Origin of the sequence: Streptomyces sp. NPDC032940, from assembly GCF_040636935.1 — a bacterium.
In the GTDB taxonomy this organism is placed as follows: domain Bacteria; phylum Actinomycetota; class Actinomycetes; order Streptomycetales; family Streptomycetaceae; genus Streptomyces.
Genome location: NZ_JBEZVJ010000006.1, coordinates 182,884 through 203,898 on the forward strand (window position 1 = coordinate 182,884; position 21,015 = coordinate 203,898).

A 21,015-nucleotide genomic window follows, 5' to 3' on the forward strand; every position below is an offset into this window, starting at 1 on the left:
GCAGTCTGCTCGAGTTGTGACCCGGAAGTGTGGCCTCCGCCACAGCCAGGACGATCTTGCCCTGCTGAGATCACCGGATGCTCGGTTTCCTCATCCGTCTCCTGCCCTTCTGGGTCCGGGAGCCCCTGCTCATCGTGGTCGGATCCGTCTTCGGCGCGCGCATCATGTACCTCGCCGTCCGCGACGGCGAGTGGGTGCCGGCCGGGATCGGCACGGTGTTCCTGGTGTTCACCGCGGTGCGCGTCCACACGGTGGTCAAGGCCCTGAGGGAACGCCGGAACCCGAGCCCGCCGGCCGCCGAGGACGGGACGGCGGCCCAGGCGGCCGCACAGACGCAGCCCGCGGCCCGGCCCCAGCCCCAGGCCGCTCCCGAGCCGCGTCCCGTCCCGGCCGCTCAGGAGAAGGAACCGAACGCGTGGGGCCAGGCCTTCGCGGCCGTCGCCGTCTTCGCGGCGATCGCGGCCGCGGCGTGGCTGGGCCCGGAGCTGATGCCCTCCGACGGCGACAGCGCGGCGCAGCCCGCCTCGTGTGCGAGCGGGGAGTCCGAGGAACTGCCGGGCGTCTACGCGAAGACCCCGCAGCCCGTGACCGGCGGCGAGCTGTGCAAGGCGCTCAACCGGTCCGACCTGGCCCAGCTCCTCGGAACGCCGGCGGAGACCGCGACGGTGGCGTCCGGTACCAGCAACACGGCTCCGCTGACCGACGGGAAGGTCGCCCAGCCGGAGGCCGAGGTCCAGTTCGACACGTACACCGTCAACGTCTCGGCCACGTACAACGAGCTGTCGGTCGCCCAGTACGTGAAGCTGATGAAGTTCGGCGAGGAGACGGACGTCAGGACGCTCACGGTCCTCGGCCGGCCCGCGGTCCTCTCCTCGGACCACACCATGAAGATCGAGATCAATCTCGGAGGCGGCTCCTCGGGCGGACCCGTCGAGCAGGGCCCCCTGGCCCGGACGCTGACCGTGGCCTTCGACGGCAAGGACCGGGGCGGCTACTACGACATCACGGTGTGGAGCGAGTCCGGAACCCTCCCGGACGACAGCGCCCTCCTCGGCATCGCCGAGAAGGTCCTGCCTGCGCTCCCCCCGCGGACCGTGTGACGCGCACCTGAACCCCGGGCCGGCGCCCGCCCGGCCGATACCAGACGGCCCGTCACCGGATGGTCCGTTCCGGTGAGAACGACCTGTTTCCCTCCGCAACGGAGCAATCCGGCCAACATCCCGTCTTTTTCCTCGCGCGGACAACCGGCCCACGGGCCCGTTCCTCTCACAGCGCGGGCACAGCAAGCGCCCCCCACAGGGCCGGCGCTGCCCGCCGCTGTCTCCTTCTCACAGCACCCGGAGGACGAGGGAACGATGACCAGAACGCGCACCACCCGGCTGCGGCGTCCGCTGCTCGCCGGCACCACGGCCGTCGCCGCCTTGGCCGTGACCGCCGGACTCGTGGCCGCCACGTCCGAGCCGGCGAAGGCCGCGACCGGGCCGAAGCTGAGCCTCATCGCCGCGACCGGCTCCATCACGCTCACCTCGTGGAAGGAGGACCCGGGCGTCTATCTCGACCTCGGCACCTACCTCACCGCCGAGGGGACACCGCTGGAGCTCAAGGTGACCCGCAAGTCCTACAAGGACCCGGTGACCGTCACCCAGACCGTGTACGAGGGCGGTAAGGCCAAGACCAAGGCGCTGCCCAAGGGCACCGTGAAGGACTTCTCCGGCCTGCCCGGCTTCGCGGAGATCACCGTCACCGACAAGGCGGGCAAGAAGGTCCTCACCCGCACCGAGGACTTCTGCCCGAACAACGCCAGCGGCCGGGTGCGCCCCGACGCGCCCGCCACCTCCAAGTATCCGGAGAGCTGCCCCACCAACCCGTTCACCCTCGGCTCGGTGTGGGGCGTCGAGAAGGGCTGGGCCGCCAACACCTACGCGGGCTCCTACACCGACGCGGTCCAGCTGCCCGCCGGCACCTACACCGCCAGGATCGGGATCGCCAAGAAGTACCGCGACCTGTTCGGCATCGCCGACAAGCCGGCCTCCGTGAAGGTGACCGTCGAGGAGCGCAGCTACGAGGACGAGCAGGGCGCCGCCGAGCCGTCCTCCCGCTCCGCGCGGTCCGCCGCCGGCGAGCACGCCGGACACGGAGCCGGCCATGACGCTCCGTCCGCGCACGCGGGCCACGGCCCCGGGCACGCCCCGGCCCCCGCCCAGGCCGCAGCACCGGTGACGAGCGGCGCGGGTCCTTCGTACAACGTGGGCCACGGCCCGCTGAAGGCGGCGCCGCCGGCGCTGCCCTGGGCGCTGAAGAAGGAGCAGGCCGCGCGCTCGACGCGGGTCGGCGACACGGGCGGGCAGACCGACGGCTCGCGCAAGGCGCCGGCGCTGAAGCCGCTGTCGAAGCGGCCCGCCGGCAAGGCCACCGTCCCGGACGTCCCCAAGCCCGACCTGCGCTCCCTGCCGGCCTACGGCATCGTCATCAGCGACGGCGAGCAGGACATCCCCGGCAAGGACTACCTGGCCTTCAGCGCCAACGTGTGGAACGCCGGCCCGGCACAGCTGGTGGTGGACGGCTTCCGTACGCCCGGCAAGGCGAAGATGGACGCCTACCAGTACTTCTACGACGCCCATGGCAAGCAGGTCGGCTACACCCCGACCGGCACGATGGAGTGGGACCCGCGTCCGGGCCATGTGCACTGGCACTTCACCGACTTCGCCAGCTACCGGCTGCTGAAGGCGGACAAGAAGGAGGCCGTGCGCAGCGGCAAGGAGGCCTTCTGCCTCGCCAACACCGACGCGATCGACTACACGGTGAAGAACGCCAACTGGCACCCGTTCAACACCGACCTGGCCACCGCCTGCGGCCAGGAGAACTCGATCTCCGTCCGTGAGGTGCTGGACGTCGGCTCCGGCGACACCTACACCCAGGACCTGCCGGGCCAGTCCTTCGACATCACCCAGGTGCCCAACGGCACGTACTACATCCAGGTGCTGGCCAACCCGGAGAAGCGCCTGAAGGAGACCAGCCTCGACAACAACAGCGCCCTGCGGAAGATCGTGCTCGGCGGCAAGCCGGGCAAGCGGACGGTGACCGTGCCGGCGCACGACCTGGTGAACGCGAACTGACCGCCTCCCGGCACTGATTCGCACAGGGCCGGCGGCCACGTCGGTGGCCGCCGGCCCCACGCGTGCCTCAGCGCCGGTACCCCAGCACCGTCATCATGCCGCTCTCCGAGTGGTACTGGTTGTGGCAGTGCAGCATCCACAGCCCCGGGTTGTCGGCGTCGAAGTCGAGCACCAGTTTCCGGTGCGGGAGGACCACCGCGGTGTCCTTGCGCGCGCCCAGCCCGTCCAGTCCGCGGACGGCGAAGGTGTGCCCGTGCAGATGCATCGGATGCCACATGTCGGTGGCGTTGATCAGTGTCAGCCGCACCCGCTCGCCCGCGCTCACCGCATGCCGCTGCTCCACGGAGTAGGGCTTGTGGTCGAACCCCCAGTCGAACCTCTCCATGCCGCCGGTGATCCGGATACGCATCTCGCGGTCGGGTTCACGGTCGTCCAGGGCCACGGAGTCGTCGGGCACGAGACGGCGTGCGGGGACGGTCCTGCCGTCGAGCTCGTCAGGGCGGACGCCGACGGGCGGAAGCCCCTTGCTCCCCTTGTCGGTGCGCAGGACGGCCAGGGCGCCGCCCTCCTTGCCCTCGGGCAGCGCCACCAGGGGGAAGACTCCGTCCCCGGCGGTGACCAGGACGTCGTACCGTTCCGCCATGCCGACGAGGAGGGCGTCGGTCCGCGTGTGCCGCACCGGATAGCCGTCCGTGTGCGTCACCGTCAGCGCGTGGCCGCCCAGCGCGATCCGGTACGCCGTCTCGGCGCCCGCGTTGATGATGCGCAGCCGGACGCGGTCCCCGGGGCGGCAGCGGAACACCTCGGGATGTCCCGGCAGGCGCCCGTTGGCCAGGTGCCAGGGGTGGGCGACGCTGCCGCCCGCGCCGTGCAGCATGCGGCTGCGGGACGTGTGCAGCACCCGTGAGGGGCCGCCGTGTCTCCCGGGCGGCGCGAGCAGCGCGGCCGCCCCACGGCGGGGGCTGCCGGCGGGGCCGGGGCCCATGGCCATGTGGCCGTCGTCCGAGGAGCCACCGGGTCTGAGCTGGTCCAGGACCTCCTCGGGCGTGGAACCCTCCACGCCGTCGAGCCAGTCGTCCAGGACCACGATCCATTCCTTGTCGTACGACAGAGGCTCGCGCGGATCGTCGACGACGAGCGGTGCGTACAGGGCCCGGTCGGCCTGCATCCCGACGTGGGAGTGGATCAGATACGTCCCCGGCTGCTCGGCGGTGAAGCGGTAGCGGAAGTCGGCCCCCGGACGGACGGCCGCCTGGGTGAGACCCGGAACGCCGTCCATGTCGCAGCGCAGCCGCACCCCGTGGCAGTGCAGCGTGGTGCCGGTGGGCAGCCGGTTGGCGAGCGTCATGTCGAGCACGTCACCGGCGGTGGCCCGCACCAGGGGCCCCGGCAGCGCCTCGCCGTAGGCCCAGCTCGGGACGGTCCGCCCGCCGAGGTCCAGCGTCGCCGGGGCGGCGGTGAGCCGGTAGGCGCGCACCGGGCCGGTTCCGCGTCTGCGCTCGGCCTCGAGGACCTCCGGGTCGGAGGGATTGACGTAGCCCGGCGGCCCGGCCGGGACGAACGGCGCCCCGCCTCCCGCGCCTTGGGGTCCGGAACTCGGTCCGGGGCCGCTGCCCGTGCAGGCAGCCAGGAAGCCCGCGCCGGCAGCGGCGACCGGGGCGCGGAGCAGGGTACGCCGAGAAGGTCTGAACATGTCTGCATCAGACACGCAGGATGATCGAACAGCCCGTCGGTGCGGCCGAATGCCTGAACGGGCGAGGGCGAATTCCACCGGCAGGCGGACGGCCGCGCACACCGCCCCGCCGGCGGACCGCGACGCGGCGGCCGGTGCGAAGGCATGACGTCCCCGTGCGGCGTCGTGCCCGCCCGGACGTGCGCGTAGTAGGAAAGGATCATGCACGCGCGCGTGCCGAACGGAGGCATCCTGTGAAGAGAACGCTGCGTATGGCCCTGGCCATGGTTCTGTCCGGCGGGGTCGTATCGGCCCTGGCACCGGCCGCGTCGGCCGATGATCCCCTGCGGTACGTCGCGCTGGGCGACTCCTACGCGTCCGCCCCGCTGGTACGGCCGGCCGACCCGGCCGACCCCGCGTGCCTGCGCTCCCTCGCCGACTACCCGCGGGTCGCGGCCGAGGCCCTGCACGCGACCCTCACCGACGTCAGCTGCTCGGGTGCCGCCGTCGGCCATCTGAGTACCGCCCAGCACCGGGGAACGGCGCCCCAGTACGACGCGCTCACCCCGGACACCGACGTCGTCAGCATCACCATCGGCGGCAACGACAGCGAGCTGTTCCAGGCGGCGCTCGACTGCGTCAACGTCCTGCCGCCGCCGCACGGCACCAGCTGCGCGGAGAAGGACACGGCCGGCGGCACCGACCGGCTCAGGGCCCGCATCGACGCCTGGGCACCGGCCTTCGCCGGCGTCCTGGACGAGATCGCCCGGCGGGCCCCGCACGCCGGCGTCTTCGTCGTCGGCTACGGCAACTACCTCCGCCCCGACGGCTGTCACCCCGACCAACCCTACTGGAAGCAGGACGCCAACCACCTCCAGGGCGCCATCAACCACCTCAGCGCCGTACTGGAGCGGACGGCCAAGGAGCACGGCGCCGTCTTCGTGGACACCTACACACTGGGCATCGGACACGACGCCTGCGCCGCACGCGCCGACCGCTACATCGAAGGCGTGGTCCCCGCCCGGCCGGCCGCGCCCCTGCATCCCAACGCTGCGGGCTCCCGGGCCGTCGGCCACGCCCTCGCCGACGCCGTCCGCGCCCGGTACCCGGACGGTGCCGGTCAGGCACGGACCTGACAGCCCGTGACGTAGGCCGCCGGCTCCGGGGCCGGCGGCGGTAGGGGCGGGTCCTCCCCCCGGACGGCACGGTGACCGCGAGGTCCGAGGGCGTCCTTCGGCCACCGGCGCTCATGGCGGTGGCCTGCGGCGCATAGAATCCCGTCTCATGCCGAAGCCTGACGAGCTGATCGTTGACATCGCCGCCCTAGTGGAGTCCGGGCAGAGCAGTCAGATGTCCCTGACCGTGGTCACCGGTGGTGCCGTCGTCACCGGGCGCCTGGCCCCCGAAGCCGTGTGGCGGCAGCGGGTGTCCGAGGTGCTGACGGACTCCGCCCAGCTGAGCCAGTTCTCCGCCGTTTTCGACGCCCCCGCGAAGAAGGACGGACCGCCCACCCATCTGCACTTCCACGTCGCCCGGATCCTCCAGGGCACGGTGGGGATCCCGGAGACCGGCGGCATGTACCGCGTCGCGATCGAGGACGTCAGCGCCTGGACGGTGGGCGACTTCAGCTACTCCGACGCCTGACCCGCCGCCTCGCGCCGGCCGGGACCGTCCCGGCCGGCGCCGCGAGCACTGGTGATTCCACCGATGGCAACAGCTGTACCTCCCAGGACTCTGGGTCGGGTCAACGCACCCCCGACCCCGCTTCCAGGAGGGCTCCATGCGTCGCCGTTCCCCACGCCGGCTCCTCGGTGTACTCGCCGCCGCCACCGTCGCCTTCGGCCTGTTCTCGTCGGCCCCGGCGGCCGGTGCGGCGGACTCCGCGTCCGCCTCGGCCGTCTCCGCCCCGCAGACCGCCGCTCAGCCGCTGTCGACCGGCACCCCGGTCGTCTTCGTCCACGGATACACCGGCAGCGCGTCCAACTGGGTCACCGCCATGAGCGTCTTCCGGCTGAACGGCTGGGACTCCTCGGACCTGTTCGCCTACGAGTACGACTCGTACGGCGACAACGTCACCAACGCCCGCGGCCTCGCCTCGTTCGTCGAGAACGTCAAGGCGCGCACCGGCGCGAGCAAGGTGGCCGTCGTCAACCACTCCATGGGCGGCCTCGTCAGCCAGTACTACCTGAAGGTGCTCGGCGGCGACGCCAGCGTCAGTCACCTCGCCTCGATCGCCGGCGCGAACCACGGCACCACCTACGCCGGTGCCTGCCTGATCTACACCACCTGTCAGCAGATGTACCCGGGTTCCTCGTTCATCTCGCAGATCACCGCGGGTGACGAGACGCCGGGCTCCACCAGGTACGCCACGTGGTACTCGGCGTGCGACGGCATCATCATCCCGTACACCAGCACCCGGCTGAGCGGTGCGATGAACAACAACGTGGCCTGCCAGACCCACATCGGCTACCTGGCGGACACGGTGGTCCTCGGACAGATCGCCCGCTTCGTCGCCTCCTGACACGCCGGGCGGCCCGGCCCCGTCAGCGGCGGGGGCCGGGCCGCTCCGAAGCGGCGTCAGGCCGCCGCGACGGCCGCGCGCGTGTCACCGCCGGCCTCCGAGAGGCGACCGGCTGCCTCCTCGGCGGTGCACCCGGCGAGCAGCATGACGACGGCGGTCTTGGCGTGTCCCCGCGCCGCCCGCAGCGCGTCGGCGGCGGCGTCCGGGCCGGCGCCGGTCGCCTGGACGACCATGCGGCGGGCCCGGTCGACGAGCTTGTCGTTGCTGGCCCGCACGTCGACCATGAGGTTGCCGTAGACCTTGCCGAGGCGCACCATCGACGCCGTCGAGAGCATGTTGCAGACCATCTTCTCCGCCGTACCGGCCTTGAGCCGCGTCGACCCCGTGACCACCTCCGGTCCCGTGGGCACCTCGATGGGGAAGTCGGCGTAACGGCTCACCACCGCGTCCGCGTTGCAGGCGACCGACACGGTGACGGCGCCCCTGGCGGCGGCGTGCTTCAGCCCGCCGACGACGTAGGGCGTACGGCCGCTGGCGGCCAGGCCGACCACCGTGTCCCGTTCGTCCACGCCGATGCCGTCCAGGTCGGCGACGGCCCGCGCGGGCTCGTCCTCGGCCCCCTCGACCGCGACGGCGAAGGCGCCCGGTCCGCCGGAGAGCAGGCCCACGACCTGCTCCGGGGAGGTGCCGAAGGTCGGAGGGCACTCCACGGCGTCGAGCAGGCCGATGCGCCCGCTGGTGCCGGCGCCGAGGTAGACCAGCCGCCCGCCCCCGCGCAGCGACCGGGTGACCGCCTCGACGGCCGCGGCGATCTGGGGGAGGGCGTCGCGCACCGCCAGGGCGACGCCCTGGTCCTCGGCGTTCATGACGGAGAGCAGTTCCGTGACCGGCATGCGGTCCAGGTCGGTGGTCCGCTCGTTGCGGGTCTCGGTGCCGAGCGTGCTGAGGTCCACGGCGCGGTCGTCCTTTCGGTGCGGGGGCGTGCGGTCGGGTCGTGGGCGGCGGGTCAGTCGTCCGGGGCGCGGCGCTGCGGCTGGGGGCGCCTGCGCCGCTGGACGGCTCCGTAGGTCTTCTCCAGCGCCGCCGTCGTGGCGTCGAAGGACCGCTGCGCCACACCGACGAACAGGCAGTCGATGAGGGCCAGTTGGGCGATGCGGCTGGCGGTCGCGCCGGAGCGGAACGGGGTCTCGCGGGCGCAGGTGGCCAGGACGAGGTCCGCGCTCGCGGCGAGCGCGGAGCGCGGCGCGTTGGTGAGCGCGATCGTCGTCGCACCGCGCTCGGCGGCCACCTGGAGGGGCTCCACGGTGTCCTCGGTCTCCCCGGAGTGGGAGATGGCGAGCGCCACGTCGCCCGGTCCGAGCAGGGCGGTGGCGGTGAGGGCGGCGTGGCGGTCGGTCCACACGAAGGCGGTGTGGCCGATGCGGTGCAGCTTCTGGTGCAGGTCCTGGCCGACGAAGGCGCTGGCGCCGACGCCGAAGATGTCGATCCGCCGGGCACCCGCCACGGCGTCCACGGCGCGGCCCAGCACCTCGACGTCCAGCCCGGCCGCGGTGTCCTCCAGGGCGTGCATCTCGTTGTAGACGATCTTCCGGACGATCTCGTCCAGGGTGTCGGTGGCGCTGATGTCGGTGCCCGGTGCCGGGCGGTCGCCGCCGCGCGCGTCCTCCCGGGCCGCCGCAGCGGCCAGCGCGAGACGCAGCTGCGGATAGTTGGCCATGCCTATCGCCCGGCAGAAGCGCATCACCGTCGCCACCGAGGTGTCGGCCCGCTTGCCGAGCGCGCTGATGGACAGCTCCGACGCCTGCGCCGGATCGGCCAGCACGGCCTGGGCGACGCGCCGCTCCGAGGGCGCCAGGGACGGCAGGGCCGCGCGGATGCCGGCCAGGGTCCCGGCCGGGGGCGGGTCCTCGGCGGGCCGGTCCGTCGCGCGGTGTCGTTCCTGGTGGGGCATGGGCCGTTCCCTCCTGGGCTGGTGGCCGACACAGTAACCACGCCCCCGCAGGACGTCAAAAAGTTACGCGGAGAATCGATCCACGTTACTTATTGACATGCGGATGTCGGCGTTCCGATACTCGCTGGACCGCGATCCGCACCCCGTCACCGGCCTCCCGGGCCGTACCGTGACCGACCGACGCGACGGATCCCTCGACACGAAGGCGTGCCGCATGACATCAGCAGTGGCGGTGGACCTGGGCAAGACCGGCTGCCGGGCCGTGCTGTGGGACGACACCGGCTCCGACCAGGAGACCCACGACGTACCCGGCGCCCCAGGGCTCGCCACCCGTGACGGAGTGGCGGCGGCCCGCGCCGCCGTGTGCGCCGCCGTCCTGCCGCTGCTGGAACGGCGGCGCGAGCTGCGGCCCACGGCCCTCTGCGTGGGCGCCGCCGGAGCCGCGTCCGCGCCGGAGGCCGCCCGCGCCCTCGCCGAACAGCTCCTGACGGACCTGCCCGTGCCCCGGGCGGCCGTCACCAGCGACGCCGTCACCGGCCACGCCGGCGCGCTCGGCGGGGAGCCCGGCGTGGTGCTCGCGATCGGCACGGGCTCCGTCGCCGTCGGCATCGGGGCGGACGGCGCGTTCGCCCGGGTGGACGGCTGGGGCCCCTGGCTCGGTGACGAGGGCAGCGGCGCCTGGATCGGCGTCGCCGGACTGCGGGCCGCGCTGCGCGCCCACGACGGGCGCGGACCGGCCACCGCACTGCTCGACGCCGCCGTGGAACGCTTCGGCGCCCCCGACCGGCTGCCCGCCGCCGTCGACCGGGACGGCAACCCGGCCCGCACCGCCGCATCCTTCGCCCCGGACGTGGCCCGCGCCGCCGCCGCGGGGGACGCCGCCGCCGCCGGCATCGTGCGCCGGGCCGCCGCCGCGCTCGGCGAGACCGCCCTCGCCGCGGCCCGCCGCACCGGCGGAGCGCACGCCCTGCCCGTCGCCGTGACCGGCGGACTCACCGGCCTCGGCGACCTCCTCCTCGGCCCGCTGCGGGCCGCCCTCGCCGACGCCCCGGAACCCCTCGTGTTCCGGGACCCGCTCGGCGACCCGCTGGACGGCGCACGCCTGCTGGCGCTGAACCCGTCCCTTCCCCACGAACCCCACGTCGTCCGTGCCGGGCGGCCGACGTCCTCCCCCACCGTCCCCACCCGGCCGGCGACCCCGCCGGCCGTTGCCTAGGAGTGAGTGTGCGTCAACTCGACCTCGTGGTGATCGTCGTCTACCTCGTGGCGATCGCCTGGATCGGCCTGCGGATGGCCGGCCGGCAGAAGACGTCCAAGGACTACTTCGTCGGCGAAGGCCACATGCCGTGGTGGACCGTGGCCTTCTCCGTGGTGGCCACCGAGACCAGCGTGCTCACCGTCATCAGCGTCCCCGGCGGCGCCTACAGCGGCCAGGCCTTCGGCAACGTCGAACTCGCCCTCGGCTACGTCATCGGCCGCGTCGTCGTGGCCGCCGTGCTGATCCCCCTGTACAAGCGCGGCGGCTTCGTCAGCGCCTACCAGTACCTGGGCAGCCGCTTCGGGCTGCGTCTGCAGGGGCTCGCCTCGGTGACCTTCGTCTTCACCCGGCTCCTCGCCGAGGGCGTACGGCTGTTCGCCTCCGCCATCCCGATCAAACTGCTGCTCGACGAGTTCGGCGTCCACACGAGCTACCGCGTCATCATCATCGCCGTCACCGCGGTCACCGTCCTCTACACCTACCTCGGCGGTATCAAGGCGGTCATCTGGACCGACACCATCCAGATGGTGCTGTACCTGGGCGGCGCCCTCCTCGCCATCGGCGTCCTGTCCGCCCACGTCGGCGGCGACGGCTTCTCCCAGGCCTTGGACGCCGGCAAGTTCCAGATGTTCGACACGAACCTCGACCCGGCGCACATCCTCACCAGCCCGTTCGCCCTGCCCACCGCCATCATCGGCGGCGCCATCTTCGCCATGGCCAGCCACGGCTCCGACCAGCTGATGGTCCAGCGCGTCCTGTCCACCCGCTCGCTGCGCGACGGCCAGAAGGCCATGATCGCCTCCGGTGTCTTCGTCACCGTCCAGTTCGCCGCGTTCTCCCTCGTCGGCGCGCTCCTGTGGTCCTACAACAAGGGCCGCAGCTTCGAGGAGCTCGGCCTGAGCAGCACCGACAACCTCTACCCGGAGTTCATCCTGCACGGGCTGCCCGTGGTCGTCTCCGGACTGCTCGTGGCCGGCATCCTCGGCGCCGCGATGGGCTCCCTGTCCTCCGCGCTCAACTCCATGTCCAACTCGACGGTCGCCGACATCATCCACAGCTTCTTCCGCAGCACACCGTCCGAGGAGTTCCTGCTCAGGATCGCCCGGGTGATGACCCTGGTGTGGGCGGTGCTGATGGCCGTCTTCGCCTGCGCCTTCAGCACCAGCACCGGCAACGTCTACCTCACCGGCCTCACCATCGCCGGCTACACCTACGGCGCCCTGCTCGGCGCCTTCCTGCTCGGCCGTCTCGTCCGGCGCGCCAACGAGACCGACTCCATCGTGGCGTTCCTCGTGACGGTCGTCCTGATGACCTACCTCGTGCGCGGTGTGAAGATCGACGTCACCGTCGCGGGCGCCACCGTGCCGACGGGCATCGCCGCGCAGTGGCTGGTGCCGATCGGCGTCCTGGTCACCCTCGCCGTCGGCGGGCTGATGAGCCTGTTCCACGCCGCCCCGAAGGCCCCGGAGGACGTCGCCGGCACCGACGCCGACGGCCTCGAGACGGCCGCGGCCGGCAAGTGACGGTGCGTCCGCGCCGCCGCGCCGGGGCCCTCCACGAGGCCCCGGCGCCGTACCCCGCCGAGAACACCCCTGGAGCACCCATGCCGCAGCCACAGCCGACCCCGGCCACGTGCCGCACCCCGCGCCGGGAGGCGTCGTGCGCGTGATCGGCCTGATGTCGGGCACCTCCTACGACGCCATCGAGGCCGCCGCCGCTGACCTCGCCCTGGACGGCGACACCCTGCGCATGCGGCCGCTGGGCCACCTCTCCGCCCCCTACCCGGACGAGCTGCGCGACCTGATCTCCGCCACCCTGCCGCCGGCCGCCACGACCACGCAGGCGGTGTGCGCCCTGGACACCGGCGTCGGGCAGGCCTTCGCGGCAGCCGCCGCGCGCGCCCTCGGCGACCTGTGCGACGGCGCCGCCGACCTGGTGGTCTCGCACGGCCAGACCATGCACCACTGGGTCGAGGACGGCACCGTCCGCGGCACCCTCCAACTCGGCCGGCCCGCCTGGATCGCCGAGGCCACCGGCCTCCCGGTCGTCTCCGACCTGCGCAGCAGGGACGTCGCCGCGGGCGGCCAGGGCGCCCCGCTGGTCGGCATGACCGACACCATGCTGCTGCGCGCCCTGCCCGGCACCCCGGCGGCCCTCAACCTGGGCGGCATCGCCAACGTCACCGTCGTCGCGCCCGGCGCCGAGCCGCTCGCCTTCGACACCGGACCCGCCAACGCCCTGCTGGACGCCGCCGTACGGCACTTCACGCACGGCGCCGCCGCCTACGACGAGGACGGCCGCCGGGCAGCCGCCGGCCGCACCAGCCCCGCGCTCCTGGCGGCCCTGCTCGACGACCCGTACTACCGCAGGCCCGCCCCGAAGAGCACCGGCAAGGAACACTTCCACCTGCCCTACCTGCTGCGGGCACTGGAGAAGGCGCCCACGCCCGGCACCGACGACGTCCTCGCCACCCTGACCCGGCTCACCGCCGTCACCGTCGCCGACGCCTGCCGCGACCACGGAGTCACCGAACTCGTCGTCTCCGGCGGCGGCCTGCGCAACCCCGTCCTGATGCGCATGCTCGCCGAGGAACTGCCCGGCGTGCCGCTGCGCCCCAGCGACGCCCTCGGGATGCCCTCCGATGCCAAGGAGGCCCTGGCCTTCGCGGTCCTCGGCTTCCTCACCGTCCACGGCCTGCCCGGCACCCTCCCCTCGGGCACCGGGGCACGCCGGGCCACCCTCCTGGGCAGCATCACCCCCGGACGGTCCCCGCTGCGGCTGCCCGAACCGGCGGCCCGCGCGCCCCGCCTGCTGCGCATCACCGATCCGGCCCGTCCGTCCGCCGACCAGCCGTAGCGAGGAGCCATGCCCACCACCCCCGCCGCACCTCCCGCCGCCGGACACCCCGCCGGACTGGCCGCACTGCTCGCCGGCTGCGTCGGCGACCCCGCCCGGGTGACCGTCGACCTGCCCCGCCGCGTCGCCGCCGCCCACGACGCCTCGCCCTACCTGTTCACGCCGCAGGCCGTCGTGCGCGCCGCGTCCGCCGCCGAGGTGGGCGCGCTGATGGCCGGGGCACGCGCGGCGGGTCTGCCGCTGACCCTGCGCTCCGGAGGCACCAGCCTGTCGGGGCAGGCGGGCGGCGACGGCGTCCTCGTGGACGTACGCAGCCACTGGCGCTCCGCCGAGGTCCTCGACGACGGCCTGCGCATCCGCCTCCAACCCGGACTGACGGTACGTCAGGCCAACGCCCGGCTCACCCGCCACGGACGCCGGCTCGGCCCGGACCCGGCGAGCGAGTCGGCCTGCACGATCGGCGGTCTGGTCGCCAACAACTCCAGCGGCATGAACTGCGGCACCCGCGACAACGCCTACCGCACCATGGAGTCCCTGCAGTTCGTCCTGCCCTCCGGCACCGTCGTCGACACCGCGGCCCCCGACGCGGACCAAGCCCTGCGCGCCCGCGAACCCGCACTGCACGCCGGACTGCTGCACCTGCGCGACCGCGTCCGGGACACCCCCGCCTCACGGGCCACCGTCGAGCGGCTCTTCTCCCTGAAGAACACCATGGGCTACGGCCTCAACGCGTTCCTCGACCACACCGCGCCGGCCGACATCCTCGCCCACCTGATGATCGGCAGCGAAGGCACCCTCGGCTTCGTCGGCGAGGCCGTCTTCCGCACCGTACCGCTGCTCCCGCACACCGCGACCGGCCTGCTGATCCTGCCCGGTCTCGCCGAGGCCACCGACGCCCTGCCCGCCCTGCTGGCCGCCGGCGCCCGCACCGCCGAACTCCTCGACGCCGCCTCCCTGCGCGTGGCGCAGCGCTCCCCGGACCCCGTGGACGTGCTGCGCGGGCTGCGGGTCGAGCGGCACGCGGCGCTCCTCGTGGAGTTCGCCGAGGACAGCGCCGAACTGCTGGACGAGCGGACCAGGGCCGCGCGGCCGGTGCTGGACCGCCTGCCAGCCGCCGGCCCCACCACCCTGGTGCGCGACCCCGCCGTACGGGCCGGGCTCTGGCACCTCCGCAAGGGCCTCTACACCGCCGTCGCCGGAGCACGCCGCCCCGGCACCACCGCCCTCCTCGAGGACATCGCGGTCCCCATGGAACGGCTCACCCGCACCTGCGACGGACTGACCGGCCTCTTCGAGCGGCACGGCTACCAGGACGCGGTCATCTTCGGCCACGCCCGCGACGGCAACCTCCACTTCATGCTCACCCAGGCCTTCGACACCCCCGCGGAGACCGAGCGCTACGCCCGCTTCACCGACGCCATGGTCGACCTCGTCCTCGACGCCGGCGGCACCCTGAAGGCCGAGCACGGCACCGGGCGGGCCATGGCGCCCTTCGTCCGCCGCCAGTACGGCGACGAACTGTACGACGTCATGCGGGAGGTGAAGCGCCTGTGCGACCCGCACGGGGTCCTCAACCCCGGCGTGCTCATCGAGGACGACCCCACCGCCCACCTGCGCCGCCTCAAGAGCGTCCCCGAGGTCGACCCGGCCGTCGACGCCTGCGTCGAGTGCGGTTACTGCGAGCCGGTCTGCCCCACGGCCGACACGACGACCACACCCCGCCAGCGCATCGTGCTCCAGCGCGAGATCGCGCTGGCCGCCACGGCCGGGGACGAGGAGCGCCGGCGCGCCCTGGAGGACGACTACGCCTACGCCGCCGTCGACAGCTGCGCCGCCGACAGCCTCTGCGTCACCGCCTGCCCGGTCGTCATCGACACCGGAGCCGTCATGAAACGCCTGCGCGCCGAACGCCACGGCGCCCTGTCCCAGCGCACCGGCAGCGCCGTCGCACGGCGGTGGGGGAGTGCCGTCAAGGGAGTGCGGCTCGCGCTGAACACCGCCCACGCCGCGCCCGCGCCCGCCGTCCGCGCCGCCACGGACGCCGTCCGGCGGCTCGGCGCGGCGGAACTGGTGCCCGCCTGGGCCGACGACATCCCGCGCGGCGGCCCGGCCCGGCCCGCACCCCGACGCCCCGCCGACGCGCGGGCGGTGTTCTTCGCCGCCTGCATCGGCAGCGTCTTCGCGCCCGAGACCACTTCCGAGGCGGACCCCGACGCGGGCCCCGGGACGGCCTCCGGCGGCGGAGGCGGCTCCGCGGCGGCCTTCCTGCGCCTGTGCGAGCGCGCCGGCGTCCCCGTCACCGTGCCCGAGGGGCTCGCCGGGCTGTGCTGCGGCACCCCCTGGCAGTCCAAGGGCTTCACCGCCGGGCACCGCACGATGGCCGCCCGCACCCTGGAGGCACTGTGGCGGGCCAGCGACCAGGGCCGGCTGCCCGTGGTCTGCGACGCCTCCTCCTGCACCCACGGCCTGGAACAACTCTCCGCCGCGCTCGACGAGTCGGACCGCGCCCGCTACGCCGCCCTGCGTTTCGCCGACAGCGTCGTCTTCACCGCCGAGCACCTGCTTCCCGCGCTCCCCGCCCCGCGCCGGCTCGGCAGCCTCGCCCTGCATCCCACCTGCTCCACCGCGCACCTGGGCATCGACGACGCCCTGCGCACGGTGGCCGCCGCCGTCAGCGACGAGGTCACCGTGCCCGACTCCTGGGGCTGCTGCGCGTTCGCCGGCGACCGGGGGCTGCTGCACCCGGAGATCACCGCCGGTGCCACCGCGGCCCAGGCCGCCGAGATGACCGAGCGCACCCACGACGCCTACGCCTCCTGCAACCGCACCTGCGAGATGGGCATGACCCGCGCCACCGGCCGCCCCTACCGGCACGTCCTGGAACTCCTCGACGCGGCCACGGCATGAACGGGCCGGGGCACGCGCGGACCGCACGTGCCCCGGCCGCCCCGGCAGCGCCTCAGCAGCCGCCGCAGTTGTAGTACGTGACGTCCCAGTGGTTGCCCTCGTCGGCGTAGACGTTGCCGGAACCGGACCGCCACTGCGCGGCGCCGTCCCCGCGCAGGCCGATGTAGGTGAAGCTGTTCTTGACGTAGCTGGTGACGCAGGTGCTCTTGCCGAAGTCCAGCTTGTAGCCGTTCCAGTGCGAGTAGGTGCCGGAGGCGTGCCCGGTCTCGGTGCCGCCCGTGATGTTCAGCGCGCACCCGCTGGCCCGCTTGAGGGTCTGGGCGCCCTGCGCGGTGGCCAGGTTGAGCTGGTCGAAGGACGTGCAGGTCGCGTTGTTGCGGTCGGAGCAGTTGCCCGAGGACGACCAGGTGATGCCGACGTCGCGGAACATCGACGTCGCGGTGGCGTGGCTGATCTTGGTCACCGCGAAAGCGTCACCGGCGGTGCCGATGACGACGGCGCCGGGCGCGACGACCAGGGCGAGAGCGGTGACGAGCGACCGGAAGCGGGGGCCTCTCGGAGACTTCATCGAAGAACCTCCATGCAGTGCGTCATGCTACGTGTGGGGTGGTTGAGCATGCGGTGCACGACGATGGTGCCCGAGGTCTACGCGCGTACGCCAGAGGGCGTCGCACGTCCCGCACAATGAGCGCATGATCCGAACTCCCCGCACCCGCACCCGAGTCGAGCGCGATCCCGTACGCGTCCGGCTCACGGCGGGAGCGGCCGCCCTGCTGACCGTCGCCGCGGGGGCGGGACTCAGAGCGGTGTCCGGGGGAGACGTGGCCAAGTACGGCGGCGACGCCCTCTACACCCTGCTGATCCTCGCCCTCGTCGTCCTCGTGGCACCGCGGGCGACCCCGTGGAAGGCCGCCGCGGTGGCCCTGGCCGTGAGCTGGGGCGTCGAGTTCCTCCAGCTCACCGGCCTGCCGGCGACGCTCTCCCGGCAGAGCACGGCCGCCCGCCTGGTCCTCGGCTCCACCTTCAACGCACCCGACCTGCTCTGGTACGCGGTCGGCGCCGCGGCCGGATGGCTCGTCGTGGCCGGGACCCGCGGCGCGCCGGCCCCGGTCACAGCCAGCCCGAGCGCTGCGCCTGGAGAGCCATCTGGAAGCGGTTCGCGGCCCCGAGCCGGGTCATCAGGATCTGCAGGCGCCGGAACAACGTACGGCGGCTGACGCCCAGTTCACGCGCGATCACCTCGTCCGTCGCCCCGCCGGCCAGCAGCCGCAGCAACCGGCGGTCGGCGGGCGCGAGCCCGGCGGGGCGGGCGCTGAGCCCGTGGATGGGCAGGGCGCTGCGCCAGGCCTGCTCGAACAGGGCCGTCAGCGCCGACAGCAGGCCGCAGGGCTGCACCACCAGCATGGTGTTGTGCACGTCCGCCTCCTTGATCGACAACGACACCAGCGCGTACGCCTCGTCGATGATCAGGAGCTTCACCGGCACCGACGGGAGCACCCTGGCCTGCTCGCCCGCCTCGATGCACGGTTCGATGACGTCCTTCAGATGGCCGGGGTGCTCCAGCGACTCCCGCGAGTAGACGACGCGCTGGCGCACCCCGCGGGCGAGCGTCGCCAGGGCGTCGTCGGTCGCCGTGGCCAGCGGCGCGTACGGAGGGGACTCGAACTGCCGGATCTGCTCGCGCGCGCTGGCCCACGCGTGCCGCATCCTCGGCCCGATGGCCTCGCCGGTGACGACCTCGACGAGACCGTCGTTGTAGGCGGCCAGCCGCCTGCGCCGGAACGACTCGAAGGCGCCCCCGACGGCGAGGCGCGACTCCTCCAGCTCGGCCGCCCGGTGCCGGGCCAGGATCTCCAGGCCCGCCGCCGGCGGCACCGGGGCCACCAGGTCGCCGTCCCCGCCCGCGGCACTCGCCAGACCGGCGTCGGCCAGCTCGCCGTACGCCGCGGCGAGGTCGTCCCCGCCCACCCCGGCCGCCGCGCCGACCGCCGTCAGCGGGGCGGGGGCCAGCTCCAGCAGCGCCAGATAGACCCGGCACGTCGTGTCGCCGAGCCCCAGCATCCGCAGGGCGGCACCGAGTCTCCCGTTCTCCATGCGGCGATTATCCCTGCTCCGGCGGGTCCTCTGTCCGATCAGTGCCACTGGCACGCCCGAGCTCCGTGGCCCGCCGCCGGGCGGTACCGTCCCGCAGGTCCGGCAGCGCAGAAACCCCACGGAAGGTGGACGACGTGGCGAACCGTCGCAAGAACAGCCTCTACCCGGAGATCTCCGCCGAGCTCTCCGCCCTGATGCGGACCGGCTGGGCGGACACGGAACGGCACGACCTCGAGCCCGCCGAGCAGGCCCCGCACGCGGCCCGCCGACGCGCCGCGCTCTCCGCCCGGTTCCCCGGCGAACGCCTCGTGGTCCCCTCGGGCAACCTCAAGGTCCGCTCGAACGACGACACCTACCCCTTCCGGCCCTACACCGGCTATGTCCACATGACCGGCGACCAGGCCCGGGACGGCGCGCTCGTCCTCGAACCCCGCGCCGACGGGGGCCACGACGCCTACTGCTACCAGCTGCCGCGCGACAGCAGGAACGACGACGAGTTCTGGACCGGCGCCCACGCCGAACTGTGGACGGGCCGACGCCGCTCGCTCGCCGAGTCGGAGCGCGTGCTCGGCCTGCCCTGCCGCGACGTCCGCGCCGCCGTCGCCGACCTGACCGCCGCCTCAGGACCGCGTACCCGGATCGTCCGCGGGATCGACCCCGCCCTCGAGGCCGCCGTCAGCACCGACGCCGAGCGGGACGCCGAACTCGAGGACGCGCTGAGCGAGCTCCGTCTCGTCAAGGACGCCTGGGAGACAGGCGAACTGCGCAAGGCGGTGGACTCCACCGTGCGCGGCTTCACCGACGTCGTCGCGGAGCTCTCCCGGGCGATCGCCTCCTCGGAGCGCTGGATCGAGGGCACCTTCTTCCGCCGGGCGCGCCTGGAGGGCAACTCGGTCGGCTACGGCTCGATCTGCGCCGCCGGCGAGCACGCCACGATCATGCACTGGACCGACAACGACGGCCCGGTGCGCCCGGGCGACCTCCTCCTGCTCGACGCCGGCGTGGAGACGCACTCCCTCTACACCGCCGACGTCACCCGCACCCTGCCGGTCAGCGGCACCTTCACGCCCCTGCAGCGCGAGATCTACGACGCGGTGTACGAGGCCCAGGAGGCCGGAATGGCGACGGTCAAGCCGGGTGCCCCCTACCGTGCCTTCCACGAGGCGGCCCAGCGCCACCTGGCCGCGCGGCTCGTCGAGTGGGGTTTCATCGAGGGCCCCGTCGACCGGGCGTACGAGCTGGGCCTCCAGCGCCGCTTCACGATGGCCGGCACCGGTCACATGCTCGGCCTGGACGTCCACGACTGCGCGCGGGCCCGCACGGAGGAGTACGTCGACGGCGTGCTGGAGCGGGGCATGTGCCTGACCGTGGAACCGGGCCTGTACTTCCAGGCGGACGACCTGACCGTGCCCGAGGAGTGGCGGGGCATCGGCGTCCGGATCGAGGACGACCTGGTCGTCACCGACGACGGCCACGAGAACCTGTCGGCGGGCCTGCCCCGCGCGGCGGACGACATCGAGGCGTGGATGGCCCGCCTGGCGGGCTGAGCTGCCGGCCGGCCGTGCGGGAGCGGTAGGTTCACGCCGAGTGTGCCCACTCCTCGGCGGACACCGGATGCGCGAACGGCCGGCCGGTCACGTACCGCTCCAGCTCGTCGGCGGCGGCCGCCGCCATCCGGTGCAGCTCGGTGCCCAGCGAACCGGCGACATGCGGGGTCAGGACCACGTTCGGCAGGTCGTAGAGCGGGGAGCCGGCCGGCAGGACCTCCGGGACGGTGACGTCGAGCACGGCGTCCAGCCGGCCGGAGACCAGCTCCTCGGTGAGCGCCCGCTGGTCGACCAGCGAGCCCCGGGAAGTGTTGATCAGCGTCGCCCCGGTACGCATCGACGCCAGCCGCTCGCGGCTGATGAGATGGCGCGTCACGGGGAGTTCGGGCGCGTGCACGCTCACCACGTCGCTGCGGACGCACAGGTCGTCGAGCCCGACGGCCGTCGCGCCCAGCCGTTCCGCCTCGCCCGGCGGCAGATAGGGGTCGTGCACCAGCAGCTCCAGGTCGTGGGGCCGCAGGAGCTCCAGGACCCGGCGGCCGATCCGGGAAGCCCCCACGACGCCCACCGTGCGGCGGTAGTTGCCGGCCGTCCGGTAGGCCGTCTGCCAGTCGTGGCCGGCCCGGCGACGCCGGTAGTCGTCCCGGATGCGCAGCAGGTCCTTGCCCGCCAGGAGCACGAAGGCCACGGTGTACTCCGCGACCGGCAGGGCGTTGGCCGACGCCGCCGAGGTGACCGCGATCCCCCGGCGCCAGCAGGCGTCCGTGATGTGGTGCTTGACGGACCCGGCGGCGTGGATGACCGCCCGCAACCGCGGTGCCCGGTCCAGGACCTCCTCCGTCAGGGGCGGGCAGCCCCAGCAGCTGATGAGGACTTCGGTCTCGTTCAGGGCCGCCGAGGCCGCCGGCGAGCCGAAGTCGTCGGCGACCAGCGCCGGGTCGAGCACGGAGAGCGTGGTCAGCCGGCGCATCGTCGGGGCGTCGATCAGCTTGGGCGCCAGATCGGTGTGCATGGCGAGCAGGGCCCGCGGCCGGCGGCCGGGCACCGGGTCGGTGGCCGGTGCGGCGTCGGTGACGGAAGCGGGGTGGGGCAC

At 73.6% G+C, this 21,015-nt stretch carries 17 protein-coding genes; 11 read left to right on the plus strand and 6 right to left on the minus strand.

Translation table 11 applies throughout. The features are described 5' to 3' along the window. Positions 1 to 77 precede the first annotated feature (77 nt). Together AB0E77_RS10975 and AB0E77_RS10980 are read left to right on the plus strand one after the other, a co-directional pair. A complete protein-coding gene (locus AB0E77_RS10975; RefSeq protein WP_361568637.1) occupies positions 78 to 1,100 on the plus strand; it encodes a DUF6215 domain-containing protein in 1,023 nt (340 codons plus the stop codon). A gap of 255 nt (positions 1,101 to 1,355) precedes the next feature. After that, positions 1,356 to 3,116, plus strand: a complete 1,761-nt coding sequence (locus AB0E77_RS10980; RefSeq protein WP_361568639.1) for a lysyl oxidase family protein — start codon at positions 1,356 to 1,358, stop codon at positions 3,114 to 3,116. 67 nt (positions 3,117 to 3,183) lie between these two features. Here AB0E77_RS10980 and AB0E77_RS10985 read toward each other — a convergent pair whose 3' ends face one another. Next, complete coding sequence (locus tag AB0E77_RS10985) at positions 3,184 to 4,809, minus strand: multicopper oxidase family protein (protein ID WP_361568641.1); 1,626 nt, start codon at positions 4,807 to 4,809, stop codon at positions 3,184 to 3,186. A gap of 233 nt (positions 4,810 to 5,042) precedes the next feature. Here AB0E77_RS10985 and AB0E77_RS10990 point away from each other — a divergent pair, with 233 nt between their 5' ends. The 3 genes from AB0E77_RS10990 to AB0E77_RS11000 all read left to right on the plus strand — a co-directional run bounded on the left by AB0E77_RS10990 (position 5,043) and on the right by AB0E77_RS11000 (position 7,309). After that, positions 5,043 to 5,924, plus strand: coding sequence for an SGNH/GDSL hydrolase family protein (locus tag AB0E77_RS10990; protein WP_361568643.1), 882 nt, complete (start codon positions 5,043 to 5,045; stop codon positions 5,922 to 5,924). 148 nt (positions 5,925 to 6,072) lie between these two features. Then, positions 6,073 to 6,432, plus strand: a complete 360-nt coding sequence (locus AB0E77_RS10995) for a hypothetical protein (RefSeq protein WP_361568644.1) — start codon at positions 6,073 to 6,075, stop codon at positions 6,430 to 6,432. A gap of 136 nt (positions 6,433 to 6,568) precedes the next feature. Next, complete coding sequence (locus tag AB0E77_RS11000; protein ID WP_361568646.1) at positions 6,569 to 7,309, plus strand: alpha/beta fold hydrolase; 741 nt, start codon at positions 6,569 to 6,571, stop codon at positions 7,307 to 7,309. Positions 7,310 to 7,365: 56 nt separating this feature from the next. On the opposite strand, the gene murQ is transcribed toward AB0E77_RS11000, so the two are convergent. Further along, a complete protein-coding gene (gene murQ, locus AB0E77_RS11005) occupies positions 7,366 to 8,262 on the minus strand; it encodes an N-acetylmuramic acid 6-phosphate etherase (RefSeq protein ID WP_361568648.1) in 897 nt (298 codons plus the stop codon). Positions 8,263 to 8,315: 53 nt separating this feature from the next. Continuing rightward, the gene (locus AB0E77_RS11010; RefSeq protein WP_361568649.1) at positions 8,316 to 9,260 is read right to left on the minus strand and encodes a MurR/RpiR family transcriptional regulator; all 945 of its coding nucleotides are present in this window, start codon (positions 9,258 to 9,260) and stop codon (positions 8,316 to 8,318) included. Positions 9,261 to 9,474: 214 nt separating this feature from the next. Between AB0E77_RS11010 and AB0E77_RS11015 the strand changes: the two genes are divergently transcribed. The 4 genes from AB0E77_RS11015 (at position 9,475) to AB0E77_RS11030 (ending at position 16,281) form a co-directional block, all read left to right on the plus strand. Then, positions 9,475 to 10,476 (plus strand): BadF/BadG/BcrA/BcrD ATPase family protein, encoded by a 1,002-nt coding sequence (locus AB0E77_RS11015; RefSeq protein WP_361568651.1) that lies wholly within the window; start codon positions 9,475 to 9,477, stop codon positions 10,474 to 10,476. 8 nt (positions 10,477 to 10,484) lie between these two features. Continuing rightward, on the plus strand, positions 10,485 to 12,041 hold the full coding sequence (locus tag AB0E77_RS11020) for a sodium:solute symporter (RefSeq protein WP_361568652.1): 1,557 nt from the start codon (positions 10,485 to 10,487) through the stop codon (positions 12,039 to 12,041). A 136-nt stretch (positions 12,042 to 12,177) separates the two neighbouring features. Further along, the gene (locus AB0E77_RS11025; protein WP_361568654.1) at positions 12,178 to 13,374 is read left to right on the plus strand and encodes an anhydro-N-acetylmuramic acid kinase; all 1,197 of its coding nucleotides are present in this window, start codon (positions 12,178 to 12,180) and stop codon (positions 13,372 to 13,374) included. 9 nt (positions 13,375 to 13,383) lie between these two features. Continuing rightward, on the plus strand, positions 13,384 to 16,281 hold the full coding sequence (locus AB0E77_RS11030) for an FAD-binding and (Fe-S)-binding domain-containing protein (RefSeq protein ID WP_361568655.1): 2,898 nt from the start codon (positions 13,384 to 13,386) through the stop codon (positions 16,279 to 16,281). A gap of 52 nt (positions 16,282 to 16,333) precedes the next feature. Here AB0E77_RS11030 and AB0E77_RS11035 read toward each other — a convergent pair whose 3' ends face one another. Next, positions 16,334 to 16,849, minus strand: a complete 516-nt coding sequence (locus AB0E77_RS11035; RefSeq protein WP_361568657.1) for a hypothetical protein — start codon at positions 16,847 to 16,849, stop codon at positions 16,334 to 16,336. 124 nt (positions 16,850 to 16,973) lie between these two features. Between AB0E77_RS11035 and AB0E77_RS11040 the strand changes: the two genes are divergently transcribed. Beyond that, entirely contained in the window at positions 16,974 to 17,498 is a 525-nt protein-coding gene (locus tag AB0E77_RS11040; RefSeq protein ID WP_361568659.1) for a DUF2809 domain-containing protein, read from the plus strand. Here the strand turns inward: AB0E77_RS11040 and AB0E77_RS11045 are convergent. After that, positions 17,392 to 18,375, minus strand: a complete 984-nt coding sequence (locus AB0E77_RS11045; RefSeq protein ID WP_361568661.1) for a helix-turn-helix transcriptional regulator — start codon at positions 18,373 to 18,375, stop codon at positions 17,392 to 17,394. The two genes, AB0E77_RS11040 and AB0E77_RS11045, sit on opposite strands and share 107 nt — an antisense overlap. 134 nt (positions 18,376 to 18,509) lie before the next feature. Here AB0E77_RS11045 and AB0E77_RS11050 point away from each other — a divergent pair, with 134 nt between their 5' ends. Then, positions 18,510 to 19,922 carry an aminopeptidase P family protein gene (locus AB0E77_RS11050; protein ID WP_361568663.1) on the plus strand — a complete coding sequence of 471 codons (1,413 nt, stop codon included), beginning with the start codon at positions 18,510 to 18,512 and terminating at the stop codon, positions 19,920 to 19,922. Between the two features lie 31 nt (positions 19,923 to 19,953). Here the strand turns inward: AB0E77_RS11050 and AB0E77_RS11055 are convergent, their stop codons facing one another. Continuing rightward, positions 19,954 to 20,934 (minus strand): hydroxyacid dehydrogenase, encoded by a 981-nt coding sequence (locus AB0E77_RS11055; protein WP_361568853.1) that lies wholly within the window; start codon positions 20,932 to 20,934, stop codon positions 19,954 to 19,956. Between the last annotated feature and the right edge of the window lie 81 nt (positions 20,935 to 21,015).

Coding starts and splice junctions, on each gene's coding strand:
- AB0E77_RS10975 (WP_361568637.1), top strand. CDS start 78: ATGCTCGGTTTCCTCATCCGTCTCCTGCCCTTCTGGGTCCGGGAGCCC.
- AB0E77_RS10980 (WP_361568639.1), top strand. CDS start 1,356: ATGACCAGAACGCGCACCACCCGGCTGCGGCGTCCGCTGCTCGCCGGC.
- AB0E77_RS10985 (WP_361568641.1), bottom strand. CDS start 4,809: ATGTTCAGACCTTCTCGGCGTACCCTGCTCCGCGCCCCGGTCGCCGCT.
- AB0E77_RS10995 (WP_361568644.1), top strand. CDS start 6,073: ATGCCGAAGCCTGACGAGCTGATCGTTGACATCGCCGCCCTAGTGGAG.
- AB0E77_RS11000 (WP_361568646.1), top strand. CDS start 6,569: ATGCGTCGCCGTTCCCCACGCCGGCTCCTCGGTGTACTCGCCGCCGCC.
- AB0E77_RS11010 (WP_361568649.1), bottom strand. CDS start 9,260: ATGCCCCACCAGGAACGACACCGCGCGACGGACCGGCCCGCCGAGGAC.
- AB0E77_RS11015 (WP_361568651.1), top strand. CDS start 9,475: ATGACATCAGCAGTGGCGGTGGACCTGGGCAAGACCGGCTGCCGGGCC.
- AB0E77_RS11030 (WP_361568655.1), top strand. CDS start 13,384: ATGCCCACCACCCCCGCCGCACCTCCCGCCGCCGGACACCCCGCCGGA.
- AB0E77_RS11035 (WP_361568657.1), bottom strand. CDS start 16,849: ATGAAGTCTCCGAGAGGCCCCCGCTTCCGGTCGCTCGTCACCGCTCTC.
- AB0E77_RS11040 (WP_361568659.1), top strand. CDS start 16,974: ATGATCCGAACTCCCCGCACCCGCACCCGAGTCGAGCGCGATCCCGTA.
- AB0E77_RS11045 (WP_361568661.1), bottom strand. CDS start 18,375: ATGGAGAACGGGAGACTCGGTGCCGCCCTGCGGATGCTGGGGCTCGGC.
- AB0E77_RS11055 (WP_361568853.1), bottom strand. CDS start 20,934: ATGCACACCGATCTGGCGCCCAAGCTGATCGACGCCCCGACGATGCGC.